This window comes from Lutimaribacter saemankumensis, from assembly GCF_900100005.1.
In the GTDB taxonomy this organism is placed as follows: domain Bacteria; phylum Pseudomonadota; class Alphaproteobacteria; order Rhodobacterales; family Rhodobacteraceae; genus Lutimaribacter; species Lutimaribacter saemankumensis.
This window is the reverse complement of record NZ_FNEB01000006.1, coordinates 124,270-139,350: the sequence shown is the minus strand read 5'-3', so window position 1 is coordinate 139,350 and position 15,081 is coordinate 124,270. Positions and strand designations below refer to the sequence as shown.

Annotated in this window: 15 protein-coding genes; 11 read left to right on the top strand and 4 right to left on the bottom strand. The window is 65.5% G+C overall.

Features of this window, described 5'->3' with window-relative positions:
* Position 1 precedes the first annotated feature (1 nt).
* The 3 genes from BLT50_RS12430 (at position 2) to BLT50_RS12420 (ending at position 4,558) form a co-directional block, all read left to right on the top strand.
* Positions 2 to 757: a class II aldolase and adducin N-terminal domain-containing protein gene (locus BLT50_RS12430; protein WP_090029020.1), complete on the top strand. Its 756-nt coding sequence runs from the start codon at positions 2 to 4 to the stop codon at positions 755 to 757.
* Between the two features lie 96 nt (positions 758 to 853).
* Positions 854 to 2,032: an acetyl-CoA C-acyltransferase family protein gene (locus tag BLT50_RS12425; RefSeq protein WP_090029019.1), complete on the top strand. Its 1,179-nt coding sequence runs from the start codon at positions 854 to 856 to the stop codon at positions 2,030 to 2,032.
* Between the two features lie 321 nt (positions 2,033 to 2,353).
* On the top strand, positions 2,354 to 4,558 hold the full coding sequence (locus tag BLT50_RS12420; protein ID WP_090029018.1) for a response regulator: 2,205 nt from the start codon (positions 2,354 to 2,356) through the stop codon (positions 4,556 to 4,558).
* Positions 4,559 to 4,573: 15 nt separating this feature from the next.
* Here the strand turns inward: BLT50_RS12420 and yaaA are convergent, their stop codons facing one another.
* The 3 genes from yaaA to BLT50_RS12405 form a co-directional block, all read right to left on the bottom strand.
* On the bottom strand, positions 4,574 to 5,350 hold the full coding sequence (gene yaaA / locus BLT50_RS12415) for a peroxide stress protein YaaA (RefSeq protein WP_090029017.1): 777 nt from the start codon (positions 5,348 to 5,350) through the stop codon (positions 4,574 to 4,576).
* Between the two features lie 34 nt (positions 5,351 to 5,384).
* Positions 5,385 to 7,424, bottom strand: coding sequence for a DNA helicase RecQ (gene recQ / locus BLT50_RS12410; protein ID WP_090029016.1), 2,040 nt, complete (start codon positions 7,422 to 7,424; stop codon positions 5,385 to 5,387).
* A 110-nt stretch (positions 7,425 to 7,534) separates the two neighbouring features.
* Positions 7,535 to 7,819: a YggT family protein gene (locus tag BLT50_RS12405; RefSeq protein WP_090029015.1), complete on the bottom strand. Its 285-nt coding sequence runs from the start codon at positions 7,817 to 7,819 to the stop codon at positions 7,535 to 7,537.
* A 130-nt stretch (positions 7,820 to 7,949) separates the two neighbouring features.
* Between BLT50_RS12405 and BLT50_RS12400 the strand changes: the two genes are divergently transcribed.
* The 6 genes from BLT50_RS12400 to arfB all read left to right on the top strand — a co-directional run bounded on the left by BLT50_RS12400 (position 7,950) and on the right by arfB (position 13,109).
* The gene (locus BLT50_RS12400) at positions 7,950 to 8,486 is read left to right on the top strand and encodes an acyl-CoA thioesterase (protein ID WP_090029014.1); all 537 of its coding nucleotides are present in this window, start codon (positions 7,950 to 7,952) and stop codon (positions 8,484 to 8,486) included.
* Positions 8,487 to 8,556: 70 nt separating this feature from the next.
* Entirely contained in the window at positions 8,557 to 9,927 is a 1,371-nt protein-coding gene (locus tag BLT50_RS12395) for an MFS transporter (RefSeq protein WP_090029013.1), read from the top strand.
* On the top strand, positions 9,891 to 10,832 hold the full coding sequence (mepA, locus tag BLT50_RS12390) for a penicillin-insensitive murein endopeptidase (protein ID WP_090029012.1): 942 nt from the start codon (positions 9,891 to 9,893) through the stop codon (positions 10,830 to 10,832). Before BLT50_RS12395 ends, mepA begins: the two co-directional genes overlap by 37 nt.
* Positions 10,805 to 11,701 (top strand): esterase-like activity of phytase family protein, encoded by an 897-nt coding sequence (locus tag BLT50_RS12385; RefSeq protein WP_090029011.1) that lies wholly within the window; start codon positions 10,805 to 10,807, stop codon positions 11,699 to 11,701. The genes mepA and BLT50_RS12385 overlap by 28 nt, the downstream gene beginning before the upstream one ends.
* 81 nt (positions 11,702 to 11,782) lie before the next feature.
* Positions 11,783 to 12,418, top strand: coding sequence for a queuosine precursor transporter (locus tag BLT50_RS12380; RefSeq protein WP_090029010.1), 636 nt, complete (start codon positions 11,783 to 11,785; stop codon positions 12,416 to 12,418).
* Positions 12,419 to 12,686: 268 nt separating this feature from the next.
* Positions 12,687 to 13,109, top strand: a complete 423-nt coding sequence (arfB, locus tag BLT50_RS12375) for an alternative ribosome rescue aminoacyl-tRNA hydrolase ArfB (protein WP_090029009.1) — start codon at positions 12,687 to 12,689, stop codon at positions 13,107 to 13,109.
* A 30-nt stretch (positions 13,110 to 13,139) separates the two neighbouring features.
* Here arfB and BLT50_RS12370 read toward each other — a convergent pair whose 3' ends face one another.
* Positions 13,140 to 14,069, bottom strand: a complete 930-nt coding sequence (locus BLT50_RS12370) for an ABC transporter ATP-binding protein (RefSeq protein WP_090029158.1) — start codon at positions 14,067 to 14,069, stop codon at positions 13,140 to 13,142.
* Between the two features lie 73 nt (positions 14,070 to 14,142).
* On the opposite strand from BLT50_RS12370, the gene BLT50_RS12365 reads away from it, so the two are divergent.
* Both BLT50_RS12365 and BLT50_RS12360 read left to right on the top strand, forming a co-directional pair.
* Entirely contained in the window at positions 14,143 to 14,322 is a 180-nt protein-coding gene (locus BLT50_RS12365) for a zinc-finger domain-containing protein (protein WP_090029157.1), read from the top strand.
* Positions 14,323 to 14,363: 41 nt separating this feature from the next.
* The gene (locus BLT50_RS12360; protein WP_175491470.1) at positions 14,364 to 15,071 is read left to right on the top strand and encodes a DsbA family protein; all 708 of its coding nucleotides are present in this window, start codon (positions 14,364 to 14,366) and stop codon (positions 15,069 to 15,071) included.
* Positions 15,072 to 15,081: the final 10 nt, after the last annotated feature.

Below are 15,081 nucleotides of genomic sequence, written 5' to 3'. Positions count from 1 at the left end.
TATGACCGTGACGAACCTCAAACCGAACATGGATCACTGGCAGGAGCGCGTGGACCTTGCCGCCGCGTTCCGCTGGACCGCCCGGCTCAACATGCACGAGGCGGTCGCCAACCATTTCAGCCTGGCCATCAACGACGACGGCACGCGGTTCCTGATGAATCCCAACCAGATGCACTTTTCCCGCATCCGCGCATCCGACCTGATTGTGGTCGATGCCAACGACCCCGAAACGCTTGAGGGGCCGAACGCACCCGATCCGACGGCCTGGGGCCTGCACGGCGGCATTCACCGCCACTGCCCGCATGCGCGCTGCGCGATGCATGTGCATTCGATCCACGCGACCGTTCTGGCCTCGCTCGCCGACAGCCGCCTGCCCCCGATCGACCAGAACTGCGCGACCTTCTTCAACCGCTACGTGATCGACGACGGCTATGGCGGGCTGGCCTTCGAGGACGAGGGCGAACGTTGCGCGCGCCTTTTCGACGACCCGAAGAAAAAAGTGATGATCATGGGCAATCACGGCGTGTTGGTGATCGGCCAGACCGTCGCGGAAACCTTCAACCGGATGTATTATTTCGAACGCGCGGCCGAAACCTATATCCGCGCGCTGCAAACCGGCCAGCCCCTGCGCGTGCTGTCGGACGAGATCGCCGAAAAGACGGCGCAGGAACTGGAAACCTACCCCGAACAGGACGAACGGCACCTGGCCGAACTCAAGGCGATCCTCGACGACGAGGGCTCGACCTACGCAAGCTGATACTGCGCGGCCCTGACGTGACGGAACGTTCCCCTGCCATCCGGCGCGGGGCGGCGTTAGGGTCTGGCGGAACGACTCATCAGGAGGGGAACAGACATGAGCGATGATATCGTCATCCTGGGCGGGGCACGCACCGCCATCGGCACATTCGGCGGCAGCCTGGCCGGCACACCGCCCATCGAAACCGCGACCGTGGCCGCAAAGGCCGCGATGGAGCGCGCCGGCGTCGAAGGCGGGCAGATCGGGCATGTGGTGTTCGGCCACGTGATCAACACCGAACCGCGCGACATGTACCTGTCGCGCGTCGCTGCGATCCAGGCCGGCATCCCCGACACCACGCCCGCGATGAACGTCAACCGCCTGTGCGGTTCGGGCGCGCAGGCCATCGTGTCGGCCACCCAGTCGCTAATGCTGGGCGACGCCGATTTCGCCCTGGCCGGCGGCGCCGAGGCGATGTCGCGCAGCCCCTACATCATCCAGGACCAGCGCTGGGGCGCGAAAATGGGTGATATCAAGACGTTGGACATGATGCTGGGCGCGTTGAACTGCCCCTTCGGCACCGGGCACATGGGCGTCACGGCGGAAAACGTGGCCGCCGAGCACGGCATCACGCGCGACGATCAGGACGCTTTCGCCCTGGAAAGCCAGAAACGCGCCGCCGCGGCTATCGAAGCCGGGTACTTCAAGGACCAGATCGTGCCTGTCGAGGTGAAGGTCAAACGAGATATGGTGGCTTTCGACACGGATGAGCATCCGAAGGCGACGACGGTCGAAGCGCTTGCGGGGCTGCGGCCGGTGTTCAAGAAGGACGGCAGCGTGACCGCGGGCAATGCCAGCGGCATCAATGACGGCGCCGCGGCCATCGTGCTGGCGCGTGCGGGTGCGGCGGAAAAGGCGGGGCTCAACCCGAAATTCCGCGTTCTCGGCTATGCCCATGCAGGCGTGCGCCCCGAAGTGATGGGGATCGGCCCGGTCCCGGCTGTCGAGAACCTGCTGGCGCGTACCGGATTGAAAATAAACGACTTCGACGTGATCGAGTCGAACGAAGCCTTTGCCGCGCAGGCGGTTGCGGTGAACAACGGGCTGGGTCTCGACCCGTCCAAGGTGAACCCCAATGGCGGCGCAATCGCACTGGGCCACCCGGTCGGCGCGACGGGCTGCATCATCACCGTCAAGGCCATGTACGAACTGGAGCGGATCGGCGGCAAGAAGGCCCTCATCACCATGTGCATCGGCGGCGGGCAGGGCATCGCGCTGGCGATCGAACGGATGTGATCTGATACGCGCGCGGCGTTAACCGCGCGGTCGGGGCGCGAAACTGCGCGGTTCCTGACGAAACATGAACGGAAACCGCGCGGTTCGGGTCTCCAACCGCGCGGTTTTTTCATGCCCCGACGGCCAACCGGAAGCGCCGGGCGACAGGCGGCGGTATCATGATACCACCGCCCGTCAGAACCGCGCGGTCAGCCGTCAATACCGCGCAGTCGTTAACCGGCCAGAGACGCACATTCCCCGGCCCGGCTTAACGCCATTTTCACCATGACCACGGAACCTGCCCCGACCCCTGACAGGGGCCAAGTCGGACGGAGACCGGGCATGAGCCTTGCCAACAAACTGGCCGAAGAACGCCGCGCGCGTCTGGCGGCGGAACGGCTGCTCGAACTGAAGCAGGCCGAGCTGTTCGCGGCCAACCGCAAGCTGGGCCAGCACGCCAGGCAATTGTCCGAAGAGATCGTGGAAACCCGCGCGCAGGTCGAAACCTACCGCGACGAAAACCAGCGCGTGAAATCCGATCTCACGCAGGCACGCCAGCAGGTCGAGATCGCCGAACGCCGTTTGTGGCTGTCGATCGAAACGATCCAGGACGGGTTCGCCTTTTTCGATGCCGACAACCGGATGATCGCCGCCAACAATGCCTATGTCGGGTTCTTCGACGGGCTGGAAGAGGTGCGGCCGGGCACCACCTATCCGCGGCTGCTGCAACTGCTTACCGAAGAGGGGATCGTCAATATCGGCGACATGACCCCGGCAGACTGGCGCGCGATGATGATGGCACGCTGGCAATCGCCCACGCCCGAACCCTTTGTCATGCGCAGCTACAACGACCAGTACATCAAGCTGATCGACCAGCGCGGGCATGGCGGCGACGTGGTCAGCCTGGCGCTGAACATTACCGCGACAGTGCGCTACGAATCCGAACTGCGCGAGGCGCGCAAGGTGGCCGAGGCGGCAAACCGCGCCAAATCGGCCTTTCTTGCCAATATGAGCCACGAAATCCGCACGCCCATGAACGGTGTCGTCGGCATGGCCGAATTGCTGGCCGACACCGCACTGAGCGAGGAACAGATGCTTTACGTCGACACGATCCGCAACTCTGGCGAAGCGTTGCTGGTGATCATCAACGACGTTCTGGACTATTCCAAGATCGAGGCGGAAAAGCTGTCTCTGCATCCCGAACCTTTCGATCTGGAACGCAGTATCCACGAGTTGGCGATGCTGCTGCAGCCCGGCGCCCGCGAAAAGGGCCTGGATATCCTGGTGGATTACGACCTGTTTCTGCCGACCGTGTTCATGGGCGATCCCGGCCGTGTCCGGCAGGTTCTGACCAACCTGATGGGAAACGCCGTGAAATTCACGACTGCCGGTCATGTGCTGGTGCGCGTGGCCGGCATCGCGGACGAGGCCGGCGCATGTCACCTGCACGTGACGGTCGAGGATACCGGCATCGGCATCCCCGAGGACAAGATCGAGCACGTCTTCGGCGAATTCAACCAGGTCGAAAGCGAACAGAACCGCCAGTTCGAAGGCACCGGGCTGGGGCTGGCGATTTCGCGGCGGCTGATCGAGCTGATGGGCGGGACGATCTGGGTGGACAGCAAGGAAGGCGAAGGAACGGCTTTCGGGTTCCGCATCACCCTGCCCCTTGCCGAGGCGCAACCCGACGCCCCCGCCCTGCCCCGCGACTTGCGCCGGGTGCTGATCGTGGACGACCTGGAAGTGAACCGCCGTATCCTGGAAAAGCAGATGTCGGCGCTTGGGGTTTCATGTTCCGTCTGCAGCACCGGGGCCGAGGCACTGGCCGCCCTGGATGACGCGATCGACCTGGTGATGAGCGATCACAACATGCCGGACATGGACGGGATGGAGCTGGCCGCCGCGATCCGCGAAACCGGCAGCAGCGTTCCGATCATGATCCTGAGCTCCAATCCGGGTGTGGCAGACCTGGACCCTGCTCGGGGTATGGTGCAGGCCGTTCTGCCGAAACCGACCCCGCGCGCGCAGCTTTTCGCGCGGCTGCAGGATATGGGAATGGCGCCCGCAAGCGCGGATCAAGCGGACGGCCCGGACGGATCGGAATTGGTGCCGGCGCAGACTGCCACCGCACGCGCGATGCGCATTCTGGCCGCCGAGGATAACAGGACCAACCAGCTTGTGTTCCGCAAGATGGTGCAGGAGTTGGACATCGACCTGGAATTCGCCGCCAACGGGATCGAGGCTGTCGCCGCGTTCAGCCGGTTTTCACCCGACATCGTGTTCATGGACATCTCGATGCCGAAAATGGACGGCAAGGCAGCTACCGCCGAAATCCGCAAGCAGCCGGGTGGCGACGTGCCGATCGTTGCGATGACGGCCCATGCAATGGAAGGCGACCGCGAGGCGATACTTGCCGCCGGGCTGGACGGCTATCTGACCAAACCGCTGCGCAAGGCAGCCATATGGGACATGATCGGCACCTATTGTCCCGGCGGTGTGCGCGATCCGGGAACAGGCACCCAACCGCCGCAAGCCGCCGCAGAATGACGGGGGCAGCCTGGCTCAGGCGGCTTTTTCGGCGGCTTCGGCGCTGCGGATGAACACCGGTTTGTCGTCGTCGGACAGGTCCGGCTGCCAGGCATAGCCGCCAAGGTCGAAATCGCGCAGCGCCGCGGGATCGGTCAGGCGGTTTTCGATGATGAACCGCGCCATCGAGCCGCGCGCGCGCTTGGCGTAGAAGCTGACGATCTTGGGGCCGCCGGGCTTGTCCTCCATGAAGACGGGGGTGATGACGCGCGGCCTGAGCGCGGACAGATCGACCGCGCCGAAATATTCCTGGCTGGCGCAGTTCACCAGCACTTCGGCGCCCACCGCCGCGGCACGGTCGTTGATCGCCCGGGCGATGCGGTCGCCCCAGTAGTCATAAAGCGTCTTGCCCCGGTCGGTTTTCAGGCGGCTGCCCATTTCCAGCCGGTAGGGTTCGATCGCGTCGAGCGGACGAAGGATGCCGTAAAGCCCCGACAGGATGCCGAAATGATCCTGCGCCCAGCGCATCGCGTCGGCATCGAGCGTCTCCGCCTCGAACCCCTGGTAGGTGTCGCCGGCAAAGGCGTAGACGGCGGGCTTGGCCTCCATCCCGCCAAATTCGCGGAACCGGTCGGCGTTCAGTTTCGCCAGGTTTTCGCTGATATGCATAAGCTTTTGCAGATCGCCCACCGACAGGCCCCGCGCCACCTGCGCAAGATCGCGCGCGGCGTCGGTGAATTCGGGTGTCGTGGCCTCGACCCCGCCGATCGGCGACATGTCGAGTTTCTTGGCAGGCGATACGACGACGAACATGGATACCTCCGGTGGTTTCGGATCAGGGCGATACTTAGTCCGCCATGCGCAGGACGTCCAGAAAGGCGGGGCCGAAGCGTTCGGCGCGGCGGTCGCCCAGGATGCGGGTCAGGGCCTGTTCGTCATCGGGACGCATCTGGGCCAGCTTTGCCAGTTGCGAGGACGAACACGAGATCGGCTTGTCCGTGCCGTCGGGGCCCCGGATCAGGTCGGCCTGCGCGGCGAGCAGACGGTCATAGACGGTACCCGCGCCGCGCCCGGCCAGTTTCATGCGCGCGGGGTGCATGCCCTCGGCCGCGCCGGTGATGATTTCCAGGAATTCCGCGCCGTAACGGTCGAGCTTTTTCGCGCCCACACCGCCGATACGCGCCATCTGGTCGAGGTTGGCGGGGCGCTTTTCCGCCATCTCGATCAGGGTGCGGTCGTTGAAGATCATGTAGGCGGGCAGGCTGGCCGCCTCGGCCAGGGCGCGGCGTTTCGCCTTGAGCGCGGACAGAAGCGGCGCGTCCTCGTCGCTGACCAGCGCGCGCACGGCCGGGCGGCGTTCGGGTTTCGCCACGCTGTCGGCGCGCAGGGTGATCGACTGCTGGTCGCGCAGGATCGGCAGGGCCGCGTCGGTCATCGTCAGCGCACCGTGGCGGTCGGGATTGGGGCGGATCAGGTCATGGCCCATCATCTGCCGGAAGATCGCCTGCCACTGCGCGCGGCTGAATTCGCGCCCCACCCCGAAGGTGGGCAGGCTGTCATGGCCCTTTTCGCGCAGCTTGTCGGTCAGGTTGCCGGTCAGGATGTCGATCAGGTGGCCCGCGCCGAACCATTCCTCAGTGCGCAGGATCGCCGAGAGCGCCTTGCGAACGGCCTGCGTGCCGTCGAAGGTTTCCGGCGCCTGGTCGCACAGGTCGCAATGGCCGCAGGGTTCGGCCTCTTCCCCGAAGTAACGCAACAGGGTCTGGCGCCGGCAGCCCAGCGCCTCGGCCAGACCCAAAAGCGCGTTAAGCCGCGCGTGATCGGCCATGCGCCGTTCCGGCGGGGCCAACCCCTCGTCGATCTGGGACCGGCGCAGGCGGATGTCATCGGGCCCAAACAGGGTGAGCGTTTCAGCCGGCGCGCCATCGCGGCCGGCGCGGCCGATTTCCTGGTAATACGCCTCGATCGACTTGGGCAGGTCGGCATGGGCGACCCAGCGGATATCGGGTTTGTCCACGCCCATGCCGAAGGCCACGGTGGCGACGACGATCAGGCCGTCCTCGCGCGAGAACCGGGTTTCGACGGCGCGGCGGTCGCCCGGCTCCATCCCGCCGTGATAGGCGCAGGCATTGTGCCCGGCCTCGGCCAGGGCGTCGGCCAGCGTTTCGGTCTTGGCACGCGTGCCGCAATAGACGATCCCCGACTGCCCCTTGCGCGCGGCGGCAAAGGACAGGATCTGCTGGCGCGGGCCGTTCTTGGCGGCAAAGGCCAGGTGGATGTTGGGCCGGTCGAACCCGCGCAGGAAGGTGCAGGGCGGCTGACCGTCGAAAAGCCGCGTGACGATTTCATCGCGGGTTTCGGCGTCGGCGGTCGCGGTGAAGGCCGCCAGAGGCACATCCAGCGCGCGGCGCAATTCGCCGATGCGCAGGTAGTCGGGGCGGAAGTCATGGCCCCACTGGCTGACGCAATGGGCTTCGTCCACGGCGATCAGGCTGACGCCGATCCGCCGCAGCATTCCCAGCGCCGAGCCCGCCGCCAGCCGCTCGGGCGCGATGTAGAGAAGTTTCAGGCGCCCTTCGGACAGCGCCTGCCAGACCGCATCGGTTTCTTCCTCTGTATTGCCCGAGGTGAGCGCGCCGGCCTCGACCCCGGCTTCGCGCAGGGCGCGGACCTGGTCGCGCATCAGCGCGATGAGCGGCGAGATCACCACGGTCACACCATCGCGCATCAAGGCGGGCAACTGGAAACAGAGCGACTTGCCCCCGCCCGTCGGCATGATCGCCAGCACGTTTTCGCCCCGCGCGACGGCCTGAACGATGTCTTCCTGGCCGGGGCGGAAGGCATCGAATCCGAAAACGTCGCGCAAAAGGCCGCTGGCCGATGTCATGGGGAATCCTGCGGGATTGTCTATATCTGCTCTTGTTTGGGATATCCCATACCACAGCTAGCGGGATCAAGCCCCGCCAGGCGTTTTCGCGGATTTAGACGGACCGCGCCTCAGCGCAGCAGAAGTTCGGGCAGAATGTAGTCGCGCAGCGAGATGATGATGATGAACAGGACCAGCGGCGCCAGGTCGAGCGGCCTTGTATCGGGCAGGATCCGGCGGATCGGCGTGTAGATCGGTTCGAGCAGGCGGTTCAGGCCATACCAGATCTGCGCCACGAATTGCTGATTGAGGTTGAGAACCTGGAAATTGATCAGCCAGCTCATGATGATATGGGCCAGAAGGATGAAGAACATCACATCGAGGATGAGGGCCAGCGGGCCGTAAATCGCCATCATTTGCGCAAAACCTTTCTTTCGTCGCGCAAGAGGTAAGCGCGCGCGCCATGAAGGGCAAGGGTTGCCGCACCGTCGCGCTTGACCTTTCGCCCCGCGCGCGGCACCCCGCCGCAAAAGACAAGAGGCCGCGATGTATCCGTTTATCCGCCTTGCCGCGCAGGTCATGCGCGCGCGCAGATTGCCCGACCTGCCGCTGGACGGGGTGCATGTGTCGCATCACGTCTGCCTGCCCTGGGATCTCGACCCGTTCATGGAGTTGAACAACGGGCGCACGCTGACGCTCTATGACCTGGGGCGTATTCCGCTGGCGCACCGGGTGGGGCTGATCACGATGCTGCGCGACAACCGGTGGGGCCTGACGATGGCCGGCGCCTGTGTGCGGTACCGCCGCCGGGTGCGGCTGTTCGAACGGATCGAGATGCGCAGCCGGGCGCTGTGCTGGGACGGGCGGTTCGTATATCTGGAACAGTCGATGTGGCGGCGCGACGGGCAATGCGCTGGCCATATCCTGTATCGTGCGGCGGTGACCGACCAGGATGGCATCGTCGGCACCGACCGTGTGCTTGCGGCCCTCGGTCAGGCCGGCGCGACGCGCCCGATCCCCGACTGGGTGGCCAAGTGGATCGCCGCCGAGGACGCCCGCCCCTGGCCCCCCATGCAGGACTGAGCGGTCAAGGATTGTCTTGCCAGCGTCATGCTTTGGCTGTCTTATCCCGGAAAACGGGGGGAGAGCGGGCATGGCGGCACCATCGCAACGCAAGCGCATCTGGGGATGGTATTTCTTTGACTGGGCAAGCCAGCCCTACAACACGCTGCTGATCACCTTCATCTTCGCGCCCTATGTCAAGGAGCTGATCGGGGACGGGGCGGCGGCGCAATCGGCCTGGGGGTTCGGCATCGGGGCGGCGGGGTTCGTCATCGCGATACTGGCGCCGATCCTTGGCGCGTTGTCCGATCTGTCGGGCAACAGGCTGCGCTGGATATGGTTCTTTTCGCTGCTCTACATCGTCGGCGCCTATTGCCTTTGGTGGGCCGTGCCGGGCGATTTCAACCTGTACCTGATCCTGTTTTCCTTTGCGATCGGGATGATCGGGATGGAGTTCACCACGATTTTCACCAACTCGATGTTGCCTGACCTTGGCCCCAAGGACCAGATCGGGCGGATTTCCGGCAACGGCTGGGCCTTCGGCTATGCCGGGGGGCTGGTGGCGCTGGTGATCATGCTGCTTCTGCTGGCCGAAAGCGCCGATACCGGCAAGACCTTCATCGGGCTGGACCCGATCCTGGGGCTGGATGCAGCCACCCGCGAAGGCACCCGTGCGGTGGGCCCGCTGACGGCCATCTGGTACACGGTGTTCATGATCCCGTTCTTCCTGTGGGTGCGCGACCCCAAGCCGACCCGCCCGCCGAAAGGCGCGCTGAAAAAGGCCTTGGGCGAGGTCGTCACGACGGTGCGGGCGCTGCCTTCGAAGCCGTCGCTATTCGCTTATCTGGGCAGTTCGATGTTCTACCGGGACGCGTTGAACGGGATGTATGTGTTCGGCGGCATCTATGCCGCAGGCGTGCTGGAATGGTCGGTCGTCGACACCGGCATCTTCGGGATCATCGCGATCATCACGGGCGCGGTCTTTGCCATGATCGGCGGGCGCGCGGACCAGGCCTTCGGGCCCAAGCCGGTGATCACGGTCTGCATCCTGGTGCTGAGCTTTGTGGCGATCTCGATCGTGTTCATCTCACGCGAGAGCGTTTACGGCATTGCGGTGGGGCCGGAGTCGTCGCTGCCCGACATCGCGTTCTACGTGATGGGGGCGCTGATCGGGGCGGCGGGCGGTGTCATCCAGGCAGCCAGCCGCACCATGATGGTGCGTCAGGCCGACCCAGAGCGCATGACCGAGGCCTTCGGGCTTTATGCACTGGCGGGCAAGGCGACATCGTTCCTGGCCCCCACCGCCATCGGGATCGCCACCGCCATGACCGGCAGCCAGCAGTTGGGCGTAACCCCGCTGATCGCCCTTTTCCTGATCGGGTTGTTCCTGCTACGCTGGGTGAAACCGGAAGGAGATCACGGCACATGGTCCGACGCGCAGCCCTTGCAGCCCTCTGCCTGACGCTGGCCGCCTGCGGCAGCCGCACCACTACCGACGATTACGACGGAACCTCGGCTGCGGCGCCACGGGTTTCCACGCAGCAGGCCATCCCCGCCGCGATGCGCGGGGTCGAGGCCAAGCAGCTTTTCGGCGCCGCCCCGCGCGGGTCGTCACAAGCACCCGAGCCCTTTGGCGGCTACGCCAAGGGCTGTCTTGCGGGGGGTGCGCAATTGCCCGAAACCGGACCGACCTGGCAGGCCATGCGGCTGAGCCGCAACCGCAACTGGGGCCATCCCGAAGCCATCGGGTTCATCCGGGATCTGTCGGCCAAGGCGGCGCAGCAGCCGGGGTGGAACGGGCTCTATATCGGTGACATCAGCCAGCCGCGCGGCGGCCCGATGCTGACCGGGCACCGCAGCCACCAGATCGGCATGGATATCGACATCTGGATGCGCCCCGCCGACCGCCTGAACCTGAGCGCCGGCGAGCGCGAGAATATCTCGTCGATCTCGATGCGGCGGGCGAACGGGGCCTATGTGAACGGCCAATGGACCCGTGCCCATCACGAAATCATCAAGGCCGCCGCGAAAGACCCGCGCGTGGCGCGGATTTTCGTCTTTCCCGGCGCCAAGGTTCAGATGTGCGACGATGAAAAGGGCGACCGCGCCTGGCTGCGCAAGGTGCGGCCCTGGTGGGGGCATCATTACCATTTCCATGTGCGGCTGAACTGCCCCAGGGGCGCCCGCGGTTGCGTCGACCAGGATACGCCGCCTGCCGGGGACGGCTGCGCCGATGCCCGCCAATGGCAGCGCAACATCCTGAACCCGCCGCCGCCCGACCCGAACGCACCCAAACCCAAGCCACGCCGCGAATACACGCTGGCCGATCTGCCCAATCAATGCGTTTCGGTCCTGCGCGCGCCCTGATCGCGGCGCTGGCCACGATCGGTGCGACGACTGCGACCGCCGACGGGCCGAAGGCGCGGTTCCTGTCACACTACACCTGGGAGGCCGACGCGGACGGGTTCGGCGGCCTGTCCGGGCTGGAAATGTCGGACGATGGCATGGCGCTGACCGCGATTTCGGATCGCGGGCTGATCCTGACCGCCGACCTGACCCGCGAGGGCGACCGGATCACGGGCGTCACGCTGACCGGCATGGACGAGATCGCCACCCGCGCGGCCGGCCGCCTGCCGGACGACACCCGGGATGCCGAGGGGCTGGCAATCGCGCCGGACGGGACGATTTTCATCAGCTACGAGGGCGAGCCGATGATCGCCCGCCTGCCCCCCGCGCCCGAAGCCGCGGGAACACTGCCCCTGCATCCCGAATTGCAGGTGGTCCAGCACAATTCGGGGATGGAGGCGCTGGCCATTGACGGCGAGGGGCGGCTTTTCACCCTGCCGGAACGGTCGGGCGAATACGGGCGGCCTTTTCCGGTCTGGATGTTCACCGCCCCGCGCTGGCAGATGGTCGCGCGGCTGGAACGGCATCCCGATTACCTGCCCGTGGGGGCCGATTTCGGGCCGGACGGCTGGCTCTATATCCTGGAACGCGGGTTCAACGGGATCGGGTTCCGCAGCCGCTTGCGCCGTATCGAACCGCTGAAAGGCGGCATACAGGCGGGCGAGGTTCTGATGAGTTCGGCCATCCTGGCACATGACAACCTCGAAGGGATCTCGGTCTGGCGGGATGGCGAAGGGCGGATACGGCTGAGCATGATCTCGGACGACAATTTCCGCAGGCTGCAACGGACCGAGATCGTGGAATACGTGATCGACAAACCCTTGCAATAAGGGCGCACAGGGCGTAAACGCGGCGCGTCCTGCGGTTTGCAGGGCCAAGTCTCCGCAACCTTGTAAAAACGGATCACAGATATGACCCGCACCCATCTTCCCGGCATTATTGCCATGGCCGCGATCGTCGTGGCCTCGAACATCCTTGTTCAGTTCCTGTTCGGCCAATGGCTGACCTGGGGCGCATTCACCTATCCGCTGGCTTTCCTTGTCACCGACGTAATGAACCGCGTCTACGGTGTGCAGGCCGCGCGCAAGGTGGTGGCCGCCGGGTTCGTGGTGGGCGTGATCTGTTCGCTCATCGGCACCCAGATCATGCTGCAGGGCGACGGATACACCTATCCGGCGGTCACGCTGCGCATTGCCATCGGATCGGGCCTGGCCTTTCTGACCGCGCAAATGATGGACATCGCCGTGTTCGACCGCCTGCGCGAGGGAAAGTGGTGGCGCGCGCCGCTGGCCTCGACCCTTGTGGGGTCGTCGCTCGATACGGCGCTGTTCTTTACCATCGCGTTCTCGGCCTCGATGACCTGGCTTGAGCCGGGCAACGACGTGTCCTGGGCGGGCGAGACCCTGCCGCTGCTTGGCATGGGCCCGATGGTGCCGCTTTGGGTGTCGCTGGCGGTGGCCGACTGGCTGGTGAAACTTTCGCTCGCTATTTTGGCACTTGTACCCTTCCGCATCATCGTGGGGGCGCTTATCCCCCGGACCACATGATTTTGTTTTGACATACCCGATTTCTGTGGCAGGCTGACCTTACGGTTCAACAGCAGAAAGGAGGTGCTCTAGTGTCTAATGGGATAATGGAGAGAGGTGTCGGAACAGTTCAGGAGATGCGCAACTGAGGCAGCCCTCGGGTGCGAAGACCCTGAATTGGTGGTGACCTAACCGAGACCACCTCCGAATTCTGTGGGGGCCGTCCGTACCGTCGGGCGGCCCTTTCCGTTGGCTGGCTGCCCGCGGCAAGCTGCGATAGGATGAGGCCATGCTGCGCATCACCGACGACATCGCCATCGAGGACTGGGAGCTGACCGAGCAGTTCATCCGCGCCAGCGGGCCTGGCGGGCAGAACGTCAACAAGGTCAGCACGGCGGTGGAGTTGCGTTTCGAGGCCGAGCGTTCGCCCAACCTGCCGGGGCCGGTGAAATCACGGCTGAAACGTCTGGCCGGGCGCCGCTGGACCAAGGAAGGCGCGGTCGTCATCCAGGTGGACGAGACCCGCAGCCAGGCGCGCAACCGCGAAATCGCGCGCCAGCGCCTTGCCGAGCTGATCGAACAGGCCACCCGCAAGCCCAAGCGCCGCATCCCGACCCGCCCGACGCTGGGGTCGAAGAAGCGCCGCCTTGCCAGCAAGAAACAGCGCGGCGAGGTCAAGGCGCTACGGGGGCGGGTGGACCGCGAGGAGTGACGCGGCCAGAAAACGCCCCAACTGGCGCCCCTACCCCGCGCGTGTCAGTTCCAGGAACACGTCCTGCAAATCGGCCTCTTCGGTTTTGACGTCGCGGATGGAGATGCCGGCGTCATGCACGGCGGCCAGCACGTCCTCGGCCGAGGTTTCGGCGGCGCGGTAGGTGATGGCGATGGCGCCGTCGGGGCGGCGGTCGACCTCCATCCCCTTGCCGCTGGGCAGGGTGTCGGCCTCGCTGGCGGGGTGGATGACCATCGTCTTGGCGTCGATCCGGCCAAGCAGGTTGGCAGTGCTATCCTGGGCCACCTTTTCGCCGTGGTTGATGATGGCGATTTCGTCGCACATCTCTTCGGCCTCTTCGAGGTAGTGGGTGGTCAGGATGATCGTCATGCCCTGTTCGTTCAGCTTGCGCACGTTCGACCACAGCATCTGGCGCAGTTCGATATCGACCCCGGCTGTGGGTTCGTCCAGCACGAGGATCTGCGGCGAATGCACCAGCGCCTTGGCCAGCAAAAGCCGCCGGCGCATGCCCCCGCTGAGCGTGCGGGCATAGGCGTTGGCCTTGTCCGACAGTCCAACCAGCTCAAGTATCTCGTCCGAGCGGCGCTGCGATTTCGGCACGCCGTAAAGCCCGGCCTGCACCTCGAGCGCAGCGCGCGGGGTGAAGAACGGATCGAGGTTCAATTCCTGCGGCATCACCCCGATGGCGGCGCGCGACTGGCGCGGGTTCACGTCCTGGTCGAACCCCCAGATTCGCACCCGGCCGGAGCTTTTCACCACCAGCCCGGCAAGGATGTTGATCAGCGTCGACTTTCCCGCGCCGTTCGGCCCCAGAAGCCCGAAAACCGAGCCCTCGGGAATCGCGAGGTCGATGCCTTTCAGCGCGTCCTTGGGCCCGGTGCCCTTTTGCCCGGCATAGGTTTTCCGCAAGCCTTCGATCTCGATCGCGTTCCCGCTCATGCCCCACTTGCCCCCGTTCGCTGCATCGCCCATAAGGGGCTAAACCATCAGCAGCCGAAAGGGAATGTCCCCGATGACGATCGACGCCCCGGAAACCAAGGTTGTGGACAGCTGGCGAATCGCCTGTGACGGTGGCGAAGGCGCGCTGGGCCACCCCCGTGTCTGGTTGCAGATCCCGCATGACACCGGCTTTGTCGAATGCCCCTATTGCGATGCGAAATACGTGCATCGCGATTTCGAGGGCAAGGTCTGAGCGCCCGGCGGACTTTCCTGAAACTCGCGGGCGCGGGCGCAATGGTCGGCGCGGCTTATGGCGGCGCGGGCCTGCTGCGCCGGATTTCCGCACCTTCGCTGACATATGAGCCGCTTCCCGGCATGCCGGGCTTTCGCCGCGTGGCCGGCGGGGCGGTGTCGTCCGGTGCGACGCCGTTCGTGGGGCTGGGCAGCGCGCCCACACCGGCGGTGGAACTGCCGGATATCTGCACGGCGCTGTTCGCGCCCGACAGGCCGGCGGATGCCGTGCCGATCGCCTATTTCTCGGACCCGCGCTGCGTGAACTGCCGCAAGGTCAGCCCGATCCTGGCCGAGATGGACGCAGGCCCGGGCGTGCATGTCACCTGGCATGAATGGCCGATCCTGGGCCCGATGTCGGAACGCGCCGCCCGTGCCACGCTGGCCGCGGAACGGCAGGGCGCGAGGGCTGCTTTTCACACGCGGCTGATGGGGGCGGCGTTGCTGCCGACCGACAGCTATCTTGCGCGGCTGGCCGACGAGCTGGGCATCGATTCCACCCGCCTGCTGGCGGATATGTCCGACCCGGAGATCGACCGCAGATTCGTACGGACCGTGGCGCTGGCGCGGACCTTCGGGTTCGCGGGCACGCCCGCGCTGGTGATCGGTCGGACGGCGGTCCTGGGCCGGATGGATCGCGCGCAACTGCAGCGCCTGGTCGAGGCCGAGCGCCCGGATACCGGCCCGTTTCCCTGCCCCGTGGGCCGTTAAGCTGCTGGAA

Bases quoted from the DNA above. Each gene is read 5' to 3' on its own strand.
- BLT50_RS12360 (WP_175491470.1), top strand. From the start codon at position 14,364: ATGGTCGGCGCGGCTTATGGCGGCGCGGGCCTGCTGCGCCGGATTTCC.
- BLT50_RS12400 (WP_090029014.1), top strand. From the start codon at position 7,950: ATGTATCCGTTTATCCGCCTTGCCGCGCAGGTCATGCGCGCGCGCAGA.
- recQ (WP_090029016.1), bottom strand. From the start codon at position 7,424: ATGACATCGGCCAGCGGCCTTTTGCGCGACGTTTTCGGATTCGATGCC.
- yaaA (WP_090029017.1), bottom strand. From the start codon at position 5,350: ATGTTCGTCGTCGTATCGCCTGCCAAGAAACTCGACATGTCGCCGATC.
- BLT50_RS12405 (WP_090029015.1), bottom strand. From the start codon at position 7,819: ATGATGGCGATTTACGGCCCGCTGGCCCTCATCCTCGATGTGATGTTC.
- arfB (WP_090029009.1), top strand. From the start codon at position 12,687: ATGCTGCGCATCACCGACGACATCGCCATCGAGGACTGGGAGCTGACC.
- BLT50_RS12365 (WP_090029157.1), top strand. From the start codon at position 14,143: ATGACGATCGACGCCCCGGAAACCAAGGTTGTGGACAGCTGGCGAATC.
- BLT50_RS12430 (WP_090029020.1), top strand. From the start codon at position 2: ATGACCGTGACGAACCTCAAACCGAACATGGATCACTGGCAGGAGCGC.
- BLT50_RS12425 (WP_090029019.1), top strand. From the start codon at position 854: ATGAGCGATGATATCGTCATCCTGGGCGGGGCACGCACCGCCATCGGC.
- BLT50_RS12385 (WP_090029011.1), top strand. From the start codon at position 10,805: ATGCGTTTCGGTCCTGCGCGCGCCCTGATCGCGGCGCTGGCCACGATC.
- BLT50_RS12420 (WP_090029018.1), top strand. From the start codon at position 2,354: ATGAGCCTTGCCAACAAACTGGCCGAAGAACGCCGCGCGCGTCTGGCG.
- BLT50_RS12370 (WP_090029158.1), bottom strand. From the start codon at position 14,069: ATGAGCGGGAACGCGATCGAGATCGAAGGCTTGCGGAAAACCTATGCC.
- BLT50_RS12395 (WP_090029013.1), top strand. From the start codon at position 8,557: ATGGCGGCACCATCGCAACGCAAGCGCATCTGGGGATGGTATTTCTTT.
- mepA (WP_090029012.1), top strand. From the start codon at position 9,891: ATGGTCCGACGCGCAGCCCTTGCAGCCCTCTGCCTGACGCTGGCCGCC.
- BLT50_RS12380 (WP_090029010.1), top strand. From the start codon at position 11,783: ATGACCCGCACCCATCTTCCCGGCATTATTGCCATGGCCGCGATCGTC.